The sequence below is a fragment of the Bacteroides sp. MSSM.1001136sp1_RTP21357st2_D2_RTP21359_211015 genome (assembly GCF_040913205.1).
Classification (GTDB): Bacteria; Bacteroidota; Bacteroidia; order Bacteroidales; family Bacteroidaceae; genus Bacteroides; species Bacteroides ovatus.
Genome location: NZ_JBDFVF010000040.1, coordinates 46,480 through 57,598 on the forward strand (window position 1 = coordinate 46,480; position 11,119 = coordinate 57,598).

Below are 11,119 nucleotides of genomic sequence, written 5' to 3' on the forward strand. Positions count from 1 at the left end.
ACGATTCCCAACGTATGATTTCGACATTTGTGTTTGTTTTAGATTCTTTATACTTGGTCATTCGTTTTCTTGTTGTGATATCTGTGGACATGAGTTGCTTTATAAATATCCTTTAGTTCTTCTTTATTGTATTGAAAATTATATCTTTGTATTTCAGATAGTTGGATTTATGGAGTTTATAAAAGAGGCTGGCGTCTCACCACAAAAAAGTATGGATATTAAGAATGATAAGATCACAATAAAGCCTTTGCGTGATAAGGATGTAGACATTTTCAGTAAATGGTTGGCTAAAGAATATATTTATAAATGGTTCTGCCCTGACGGAGAAGAACATAAAATGGCTTGGTTGGATGAGGTAAATAATAGAAATACCCAATATCATTATATGAAACATTTCATTGTTTATTATAATGATAAAGCCATTGGCTTTTGTTTATACTTGGATTGTTATTTTGAAAAAGAATATATACCGGAACATTACGGAAAAACTGTCGATGAGAAAGAGACAGTCTTTGAAATAGGTTATCTCATAGGCGAAGAGGAATATTTGGGTAAGGGCATCGGGAAGATTATTGTAAAGAAGCTGATCGGGGAAATTGCCGAAATAGGAGGGAAAGAGATATTGGCTGACCCTGATGAGGCTAATGTTTTATCCATAAGAACATTGTTAAGTAATGGATTCGTAAAAGTAAAAGATTGCGATTATAGGTATTGTCTTAAATAGATAAGAAAACTTCTTTTGAAAGAAGTTTTCTTATACGGCCATTCTATTTATTATTTGAATACAAAGTTGCTCAATAGATAACTCAAGAAGTTACCATAAATGATTATCTTTTATCTGACTTGTAAACTCATTTATAGCATCATATCTCAGCTTCGAAACGGAAGAATTTACTTTCGCTATTTTCTTCGTCAAAAATCTTTCGATGAAATTCATTTTGTCAAACTGAAACTCGCCACCTAAAATGGCTTTGGGAATCGATAATCTCTGCAAGAACTCCGGGAAAGCCTTATTCATTTCTTCCGCTTCTTGCTCTTCGTTCATACAACAGATGAATAACCCTATTACTTTTTGCTCTAATAACAGTTGATTATTGTGACAGAATTGAGTAATTTTTCGGTTTGGAGAGCCCGCATAAATGGCTGTTCCGAGAATTATTCGATCGTAAGTTCGAATATCAGGTCTCGGACACTCTTTTAATGAGATGTAGTCAACTTTATTAGTCAACTTTTCTCCGATAAGGTGTGTTACTCGCTCGGTAGTTCCATGTTTTGAATAATATATGATAGCTGTTTTCATTTTCAACAGGCATAAGCGGTTTTAAATAGCCACTAATAAGTGACATGGTTATCCTTTGTAAAGGTAGAGACTTTATTCTGACTAGCAAACAGTTTTCGATATAATTAATCTATATCTTGTTTTTCTCATATTTGAAAAGTATGTTCCCCATCTCAAAACGAGATAGGGAGCATTTCTTAATATATAATTAATGTACAGGTGCCAAGATTGATTCCATAATACCTGTACATATTGAAATTCCTACTTAATATCCCGGATTTTGATACTCGCTGCCATTGGTGATTGTTGCAGTAAATGTAGTTGAAATGGGACGTAATGCATAATTCGGGTGAAAGAATTGTGCTAAGTCCGGATGAGTATTCTCCAGATACTCCGAGTTCTTAAACATTCCTGTCCGTTTCAAGTCGTAGAAGCGGCAATATTCTCCGCAAAGTTCACGGCCTCTTTCGTCTAAGATATCTCGTACTGTAATACTCCCTGTAAGCGGATTTGCTCCGGCACGTTCACGAACCTTGTTGATATAACCGGCTGCATTCGCACCACCATTCAGGTAAATATCAGCTTCTGCCGCAATCAAATAAACTTCTGCCATGCGCATGATAAACGTTGCATTCAGATTACCGTTTCTCTGTTTGGAAGCATTGGCTACATAATAATTGCTGCTGTTATGCTTATTCAGTGATGGATAATAGTAGCGGAATTGGTTCTCATTTGTGCCGTCATTTTTGTAATTGCCAGTGACGTTTGTATAAGCATAATTCATGTTCACATTATTATTGTCATCACTATATACATGATGATAATCAATTAGCAAATAATCAGAAATGTGTTCTTTTTGTTTCTCTGTCGCATAATCGATGTCCTGCGGCATGATGAATTTAATGGCTAAATCACCTTTATTCAGAGCTTTGCCAATGACGGTTTCTTCCTTGTCATACATGTGGACGGCACTTTCATCCCACGTGTAATTCTTGTTCGCGTTCCACTCTGTAGTGAACGATTCATGAAATCTGGGGTCCAATGTTCCGTCTTTCTGTACATATAAACTCAATAAATGCTGTGTGGGCATAAAGATACCGGTAATTGAGCCTTCCCAAGTAAGACGTGTTTCCTGATTATCTTCACGAGCACCGAACTTATTGATATTGCATAAGAAATACTCATCGTTGCGATTTAGCTTGTAATTTCCGTTGCTTGATCCGTGACCGTCTGCTCCTGCATACCAGCGATGTTTCCAGAGAGCTTCCTTGTTTTCCCAGTTATTGCTCTCTTTAAACACTTCGCTATACGATGGATACATATACGTATTGTATTTCCCACCGCCGGTTTCGCAATCGGTAATCAATTTCTTGGCTGTATCCAGAGCTTCCTGCAAATATTCGGTGCTTCCATATTCGTACGTCTGCAAGCAGGCTTTAGCCAGAAAACCGAGAGCGGCTTTCTTCGTCGGGGTGGTAGTAGTTGCATGCGTACCTGTTGGCAACCATTCGGATGCGAATCTTAAATCGGGCAGGATTACTTCCTGATAGATAGTCATCGGATCGGTGCGGGTGGGGGAGTAAGTCAGTGTTTCCGCTGTTATCGGTTCTGTGAGCATCGTCACTGCTCCGAATTGTTCCACTGCATTGAAATAATAGACAGCTCTAAGAAAACGGGCTTCCGCAATCTTGGCATTCCGCTCCTCTTCCGTGGTGTAGGGAGGTTTGTCTCCTAATGCGATAGCTTCGTTACAGGCTCCCACACCGTCGTACGTCCCGTTCCACCAATTATTGGTGTAAGTCGTATTGGGTGATGTTCCTGCGAAAAACCAGAACCACTGTGTGTAACTTGTTGATTCGTTGGCTTTATACGTCCAAAGATCGGTGTCGCCTTCAGTCAGTGACATCCAGTCCGCAGAACCGTAGTAAAACCTTTCCATAGCAAAATAACACTGGTTAATCAGGGTTTCATATCCATCGATGGAAGTAGCCAAAGCCTCTTTGGTAAATGCGCCCGGGTTGTATTCCTCCAAGGTGCAGGAATGTAGAGATAAGGCCGAGAACAGCACACTGCAAAATATGAATTTTATATATATCCTTTTCATGATTATAATCTTTTGTTAGAATGTCAAATTAACGCCAAAAACAAATTGCCGGTAGGTAGGAAATGCATCCGAACCGTTGGTTTCGGGATCAGTATCTTTCAACTGCTTATCTTTTATAAAGATGAACGGATTGTAGGCTGTGGCATAAATACGGCATTTCTCCATTAAAACTTTGCGGGAAATATTGACGGGTAGTGTATATCCCAGCGTGATATTCTTAATCTTAATGAAGGAGCCGTCGCGCACTCTTAATGAAGGATATACGGTTTTTTGTTCGTCTCCCGTTCCGGGACGGGGGAAATAGGCTCCTTGATTATCCTCTGTCCAGTAGTCTACGCCTGCCAGTTGATTCTTGGTTACGCTTTGTTCGGCGGTATAATAACCGAGCAGGTCACTGTTGATTGTCTGTCCGTAACGTGCCATGGCAAAAACGGATAAATCAAAATTCTTGTAGGTGAAGGAATTGCTGAATCCGATGATCCAGTCCGGATTGGAATGTCCTAGAATTTGCCGGTCTTCCGTACTGTATTTATGCACACCTCCATCGCCTTTCTGGTCTAAGGTTTCTATCTTGATGAATCCGGGTTTTACACCGTAGGCATCTAATGTCTCCTGTGGGGTATCGGTTCCCCAGATTCCGGCATATTTATATCCGTAAATAGCTTTAATCGGTTCACCGACAAACAGGTTTTCAGCAATCAGGTCACCGTCAGGCAGGTCGTCTATTTGTTCCTTGTTCCAAGTGACGGATAAGGTCGTGTTCCAGGTGAAATCTTTGTGCCGTATGTTGTGCGAAGTGATCGTTGCTTCCACACCTTGATTACTGGTCTGGGCGATGTTCTGCCAGATGGCCAAAGGCGATCCCCATCCGGTCAGACCGCTGGTGATGGGTAATGTACGTTTGAATAATAATCCTTTGGTTGTCGTTTTGAACCATTCTACCGAGCCGTCGATGCGACCGTTCAGGATACCGAAATCCAACCCTATATTCCAGTTGTATGATTTTTCCCATCCGAGATCGGAACTACCATAACTATCAGCGTATTGCGTGAAAGGAACGATCTTCCCGTTAATGGAAATTCCCGAAGCTGTATATACATAGGCTTGTGTTGTGGTGCTGTATGCGGTGGTTCCTCCCGAGTTACCCGTGATGCCGTAGCTCACTCTCAACTTCAGGTTGTCCAGCCAACTACGTGTCTTTTCCATAAATGCCTCGTCTGATATTCTCCACGCCAGTGCGCCTGCGGGGAAGGCATCCCATTTATGTCCGGTAGAAAATTGTGAAACACCGTCCCAACGGGTAGAGAAATTAAACAGGTATTTGCCCTTGTACGAATAGTTCAGACGGAAGGCAAAAGACATTTTCTGTGTCTGTGCGAAGTCGGATTCCACATGTTGGGAAGTACCCGATGTCAGTCGCCAGAAAGACCATTGATCTACCATCTGACCGCTGGCGGCAGCCATGCTACTTTCCGACTGGTTCTTATTCCAGGAAGTAATCAGTGAACCTCCCAGATTATGGTCTTTGGCGATGGTTGTGTTGTAAGCGAGAATATTCTCCCAAGTGTAATTCCAGGCATTGTTGTTGGTGATGGAAGCATGCGGTGAACCTGCATAAGACGGACGGTTGGCATTGCACTTCTCTCCCCAGTATTGCCCGCGGCGTGAGTGATTCAACGTACCATTGACACGACTGGTAAAAGTCAGGTCTTTGACGGGAGTTAGTTCGACATAGCCGCTCATATTCAGGTAGGTAGAACGTGTGTTGTCTACATACTGGTTCTCTATAAAATCACTCATCGGGGAATATTGTCCTGTGATGTATTCGTGATTGATCTCCCCTTTTTCGGTATAAGCATCACCCAACGGGATGGCAGAGAGAGATTTTGTGAATGTGTTTTTTACGCCGGAGTTCAAGTCCCGGTAGACTAAATTGGAGGTAAAGCCCACCTTTGCCCATGAAAATATCTGTTGATCTAGGTTGAGGCGTAACGAATATCTGTTCAGATTTTCGTTATTAAGTAAACCTTCTTCCCGGTTGTAGGAAGTCGAAGCAAATAATTTTGTCTTTTCAGTGCCACTGCTGACCGAAAGACTGTATTTCTGTGTGGTAGCCGTGTTGCCCGACACTTCATCTATCCAGTCTATCCATTTGCCGTCGTTGTATGCATCTATAAAATCCTGTTTCCCCAGTAGGGCGGACATATCGGTAGGATAGTCACCGTTTTTATATTTATAGGCTTCTTGCTGGTAGGTGACCCATTCATCCCGCGTCATTCCATGCCTGTAGTTAGGTGAACCGCTGAATCCGTAATAAGCATCGAAGTTTACGGTCGCTTTTCCCTCTTTTCCTCTTTTTGTGGTGATGATGACAACACCGTTTGCTCCTGCAGAACCATAAATGGCGGTGGAAGAAGCATCTTTCAATACATCTACACTCTCGATGTCCGACGGGCTGACCTGGCTATAGCTGCCGGGGATTCCATCGATAATAAACAACGGTTCGTTGCTGCCATAGATAGATCGTGAACCACGTAACAGGATAGTGACATCACCTCCTACCTGTCCCGAAGTTTTGGTGATATCCATTCCGGGTATCTTGCCTTGAAGGGCTTCCATCACATTATTGGTAGGAGCGGCCAGTACTTCCGCACTTTTGACGGAGGTTACCGCCCCCGTCAAATCCCGTTTTTTGACCGATCCGTATCCTACCACCACTACTTCATCAATCAATCTGGCATCTTCCGTCAGTATGATTTCCAGCTTGTTCTTGTTGCGTGTATTGACTTCCTGCTCCGTGTATCCCATATAAGATACCTTTAATATTGCATTGGGTGCTACGCGCAGTGTGAACAGTCCGTCTACATTTGTAATCGTCCCGTTACTGGTACCTTTTTCAACGATATTCGCTCCGATAATAGTCTCTCCTTGAGAGTTTTTCACTATACCTGAGATCGTTCTGCTCTGTTGGCAATAAGCCCGTGTTGATCCAAGTATCGATAAGGAACCTATTAATAGGAATAATAGGTAAAAATTCATTCTATAAGCAGTCTTTAGGGGATTATTCTCCCCTATGTTTGTTTTATCAGAAAATGATTTCATGCTTTTTGTTTAATTGTATGTTTACTAATTTGTTTTTGGATAGCTAAATTTCCAGATGATTTAAAGCTATGTTTCGATTGTAACGACTTTACTTACCCCATAGGCTATTAGATTTTATTGGTTAAATGATGATTGTTCAGAATGTCAATGTCAATTGCGCATCCTTCTGCACTGTTTTAAATGTGGCGCCACGATTCATGTCTGTAAAAAAACTGACAGGGCAAAATTATGCATATAGAACTGGGGATTGAAAAAAATAGAGTTGACTTTTATTTGTTCTGAGTTGATTTTCATTATCTTTGTCTCGACGTATTCACTAATAAGTAATGATATGGATAATGAAGTAAAAAACATAACGAATCGGAGACATATCGGACGCAATATACAAAGGATTCGTGTATATTTGGGCATGAAGCAGGAAGCTTTGGCGGCTGATCTTGGCGTTAGCCAAAATATCATTTCGAAGATTGAGAAGGAGCCGGAGATAGAAGAGGGACTTTTGAATCAGCTTGCTTCTGCACTGGGAATTTCGGCAGAGGTGATTAAAGATTTCGATGTGGAAAAGGCTATTTATAACATCAATAATATTAGAGATAATACTTTTGAACAAGGCTCTACATCAATTGCGCAGCAGTTTAATCCAGTTGATAAAATAATCGAATTGTATGAACGTTTGTTGCAAAGTGAAAGAGAAAAAATAGAGTTGCTTAAAAATAAGTGATTATTAATTGTTCTGTTTATCAGACTTAGAAATAAATTCATCATTATGGAAAATGAAATTAATACGAATGCTACACACATAGGTCGAAAAATAGAGAGGATTCGCCGTCTTCGTGGGATGACTCAAACTGATCTAGGAGATTTATTGGGAATTACAAAACAAGCCGTGTCCAAAATGGAACAGTCTGAAAAGATTGAGGATGAAAGAATTAAACGGGTTGCGGATGCTTTGGGTGTTACAGAAGAAGGCTTAAAAAAGTTTACTGAAGAAACTGTGCTGTACTACACAAATAACTTTTATGAGAATTCAAATGCAACTGCTACCAATATTGGCACAATCTCGAATCTTGAGAATATTAATCACTTTTCAATGGAGCAAGCCGTCAAACTATTTGAGGAATTGTTAAAAATAGAAAGAGAGAAATACAATAAAGAGAACAGTAAAAATGATAAATAACCAAGGTTACTACTTTTTCTGTAATAAATATCAAGTTGCAATTTATAGTTGTGAAAAATAGAGATAGCTATAATTTGTTCTGAATTGATTTTCATTATCTTTGTCGCAATGTAATCACTTAAAGAAATAATGATATGGATAATGATGTAAAAGACATAGTGAACCGGAGACATATCGGACGCAATATACAAAAGATTCGTGTATATTTGGGTATGAAGCAAGAAGCTTTGGCGGCTGATCTTGGAGTAAGTCAAAATGTCATTTCAAAGATAGAGAAGGAATCGGAGATAGAGGAAGGACTTTTGAATAAGATTGCTTCTGTGTTAGGTATTTCTGCTGAAGTAATTAAGGACTTTGATGTTGAAAGAGCTATATACAATATCAATAGCTATAAAGATGCTACTATTTCTCCGGGAGCAATAGCGGCAGTTTATGTTGCCTCTCAACAAATTAATCCAGTTGATAAAATAATCGAATTGTATGAACGCTTGTTGCAAAGCGAGAGAGAAAAAATAGAATTACTCAAAAATAAGTGAAACTTTATAAATAATGCGAATCAGGGGAATATAGGCACTGTCCACGATTTTGTGTAAATAGAAAACTAGAGGATTCGAGTTTTATGCTTGAATCCTGTTTTCAAATATAGTTATAAATTGATTAAAAATCAATGCCCAATTCCAAATAGGTTGATACCATTTCTTTTCTATTTCTGTAATAGCCAGATACACAGACTTTTTCAAGGCATCATCATTTGGGAATGATAGCTTGTTTTTGGTGTACTTTCTAATTTTTCCGTTCAGATTCTCAATGAGATTCGTTGTATATATGATCTTTCTAATTTCAACCGGGAAGTCAAAGAATACGGTGAGTTCTTCCCAATTATTTCTCCATGAGCGTATCGCATATGGATATTTAGTCCCCCATTTTTGCTCAAAGTTCTCCAACTCCATCTTTGCGGCTTCTTTAGTAGGTGCATTATAGATATTCTTTAAATCAGAAGTAAACTCCTTTTTTTCTTTCCAGACCACATACCGACAGGAGTTTCTTATTTGATGCACTACGCATATTTGAGTGGTAGATGTTGGAAACACACTCTTGATAGTTTCTGTAAATCCATTCAGATTATCAGTAACCGTAATCAGTATATCTTCTACACCACGAGCTTTGAGATCCGTTAAAACGCCCATCCAGAAGGCAGCGCTCTCATTTTTACCAACCCACATACCCAATACCTCTTTCAAGCCTTCCTTATTTAGACCTACACATAAATAAACGGTCTTGTTGATGACCTTACCATTTTCCCTGACTTTAAATACGATACCATCCATCCAGACAATCATATATAAGCTCTCCAAAGGACGATTCTGCCACTCTGAAGCAGCCTGGCTGACTTTATTGGTAATAATAGAGATAGCGGAGGTGGAAAGATTGATACCGTATATTTCTTGCATTTCTGACTCAATGTCAGATACGCTCATGCCTTTGGCATAAAGAGAGATTACAAGACGTTCAATAGACAAGCCACGGGATTGATGCTTAGGGACTACAATTGGCTCAAATTCACTTTTTCTATCATGGGGAACCTGAATAACAGATTCTCCCATCTCTGTTTGAATCTGCTTCTTATAACTACCATTGCGGGAGTTGCCACTATGATCGCCTTGATTGGAGTGTTTCTCATAACCTAAGTGGTTATCAAGTTCAGCTTCCAACATTTGCTCATAGACACGAGTATGAAGCTCTTTCATGAAAGCGGTAACATCTTCACCTGTCTTAAACTGAGACAGGAACTCTTTACTTAAAAATTCTTTGGGGATGTCCATAAAATCTGCTTTTTTACAAAGTTAATATATAAATAAAAAAAACTACGAGAAGAATCCCGTAGTTTTCTATTTACACAATATTATGGAAAGTCCCGGAATATACTGATTCGCGTATTACTAATATTTGTATTTATAATTATTTAGTATGATTGTTGGAATTTTCCCTCTATCTTGTTCGGATATTAAATATAAATTTTTTCTAGCCCTCGAAGCTATAACATATAGAATTCGTTTTGCATTTTCTACTTTATTAGGATCACTAAAATGTGGGACATAATCTTCTAAAAGTCCGAAAGCTATCACTGTGTCAAATTCAGCTCCTTTTACTCCATGATTAGTTGAAATAGTTATCCCTTCTTTTTGACGAAAAACCTTTCTAAAAGTATCAATGTGCGAAATAAATTCAGACCCTTCTTTTCTTAGCCTTTCTATTCTTTTTATAGAGCTTTCAAAAAAAGCATTATAATGCATTTCTAAATAATTATATTGATGTATATCTATATTTAGTTCATGGAGAAACAGAAAGAAAAACTTCTTTAAATACTCTAAACCATCTTGTTCATTAACTAATATACTATTACAGATACATAATATTTTTTTAGCAGATAGATTTCTATCAATTCCTATTGATGAAAAATCTGTTTTTATTTCATTAGCCCAACGGAGTCGTCTTATATATAAAGATGGTGTTGCATCTGTTAATATAATACGTGATAATTTATACCAGAAGTTATCTATATCTCTTGCAAAAGGTGCCATACCAGGACCATCAAAACTGTATTGAGGTAGACGAGCCATTAGATTTCTTGTTAGCCCAGATAAGTGAATCCACCATGGTGCAAGAATACAAATTTCATTTGGCGAAATACCACATTCATCAATATTAAATTGAATTATACGAATTATTTCATCTTCTAAATCATTAATAGAAACCCGTTTGTTGTAACGAATAATGCTTTGATAATCCTTATCTTTTCCAACCGCTTCTATCGTATTATTATAAGTTTTAAAGTAGTTAAAATACGATATAATACGAGATGATGATCTATAATTCTTAGTTAGCGATAATTCATCAAAATGTAATCCTGTATTTTTTTCTAAATCAACTTTGGTCATAGGAAATCCACCTAAATTACTAAATATAGATTGATTAGGGTCTCCTACAATGAAAGCCTTACTGCTATTCCCTGTTTCTAAAATTGCACCTAAAATCATATATTGTAATTCCTTCGTATCTTGATATTCATCAACTAATATAAAAGGGAAGATATGTGACAATGTCTTACAAATGCTTTTATTATCTCTTAAAAGAAGGTATGAATAATATAAAATCAGTTCAAAATCAATTTCTTTTTTTTCTTTTAGATTTTGATAATAGCTTTTAATTATAGATATGACTGACTCTGTTTTTTGAGAATTTGTACATTTTATAACTAATCCACGTGACGTGAAATAAAAACACTGGCAGTCCCAATATGTAATTTTAGGTTTTGCTGATGCATATGGAATACATAACGAAGTTAGGTAGGATTCTGTGTCGTGTGCATTAATAATAGTCAATAGTTCGTTAAAAATTCGCCACGCCTAAGCGGCTCTGGCAGTAAATAAAATGAGTTCTTTGAAAAGTTTGTCAA

The 11,119-nt window shown here is 38.2% G+C and carries 9 protein-coding genes; 4 read left to right on the top strand and 5 right to left on the bottom strand.

Annotation, left to right across the window (positions count from 1 at the left end):
- The first annotated feature begins 211 nt into the window (after positions 1–211).
- Positions 212–724 (top strand): GNAT family N-acetyltransferase, encoded by a 513-nt coding sequence (locus AB5217_RS21215; protein ID WP_004309086.1) that lies wholly within the window; start codon positions 212–214, stop codon positions 722–724.
- A 90-nt stretch (positions 725–814) separates the two neighbouring features.
- Here the strand turns inward: AB5217_RS21215 and AB5217_RS21220 are convergent, their stop codons facing one another.
- From AB5217_RS21220 to AB5217_RS21230, 3 genes are all read right to left on the bottom strand, one after another.
- The gene (locus AB5217_RS21220; RefSeq protein WP_004306452.1) at positions 815–1,300 is read right to left on the bottom strand and encodes a flavodoxin domain-containing protein; all 486 of its coding nucleotides are present in this window, start codon (positions 1,298–1,300) and stop codon (positions 815–817) included.
- A 244-nt stretch (positions 1,301–1,544) separates the two neighbouring features.
- Positions 1,545–3,383 (bottom strand): RagB/SusD family nutrient uptake outer membrane protein, encoded by a 1,839-nt coding sequence (locus AB5217_RS21225; protein WP_004315230.1) that lies wholly within the window; start codon positions 3,381–3,383, stop codon positions 1,545–1,547.
- Positions 3,384–3,398: 15 nt separating this feature from the next.
- The gene (locus tag AB5217_RS21230; protein WP_368112848.1) at positions 3,399–6,485 is read right to left on the bottom strand and encodes a SusC/RagA family TonB-linked outer membrane protein; all 3,087 of its coding nucleotides are present in this window, start codon (positions 6,483–6,485) and stop codon (positions 3,399–3,401) included.
- Positions 6,486–6,816: 331 nt separating this feature from the next.
- On the opposite strand from AB5217_RS21230, the gene AB5217_RS21235 reads away from it, so the two are divergent.
- The 3 genes from AB5217_RS21235 (at position 6,817) to AB5217_RS21245 (ending at position 8,198) form a co-directional block, all read left to right on the top strand.
- Complete coding sequence (locus tag AB5217_RS21235) at positions 6,817–7,206, top strand: helix-turn-helix domain-containing protein (protein WP_004315228.1); 390 nt, start codon at positions 6,817–6,819, stop codon at positions 7,204–7,206.
- A 45-nt stretch (positions 7,207–7,251) separates the two neighbouring features.
- Entirely contained in the window at positions 7,252–7,662 is a 411-nt protein-coding gene (locus AB5217_RS21240; protein ID WP_032844267.1) for a helix-turn-helix domain-containing protein, read from the top strand.
- Between the two features lie 134 nt (positions 7,663–7,796).
- On the top strand, positions 7,797–8,198 hold the full coding sequence (locus AB5217_RS21245; RefSeq protein WP_032844268.1) for a helix-turn-helix domain-containing protein: 402 nt from the start codon (positions 7,797–7,799) through the stop codon (positions 8,196–8,198).
- 81 nt (positions 8,199–8,279) lie between these two features.
- Here AB5217_RS21245 and AB5217_RS21250 read toward each other — a convergent pair whose 3' ends face one another.
- Positions 8,280–9,485 carry an IS256 family transposase gene (locus AB5217_RS21250; RefSeq protein ID WP_032844269.1) on the bottom strand — a complete coding sequence of 402 codons (1,206 nt, stop codon included), beginning with the start codon at positions 9,483–9,485 and terminating at the stop codon, positions 8,280–8,282.
- A 117-nt stretch (positions 9,486–9,602) separates the two neighbouring features.
- Positions 9,603–11,045 (bottom strand): UvrD-helicase domain-containing protein, encoded by a 1,443-nt coding sequence (locus AB5217_RS21255; protein WP_368112849.1) that lies wholly within the window; start codon positions 11,043–11,045, stop codon positions 9,603–9,605.
- Positions 11,046–11,119: the final 74 nt, after the last annotated feature.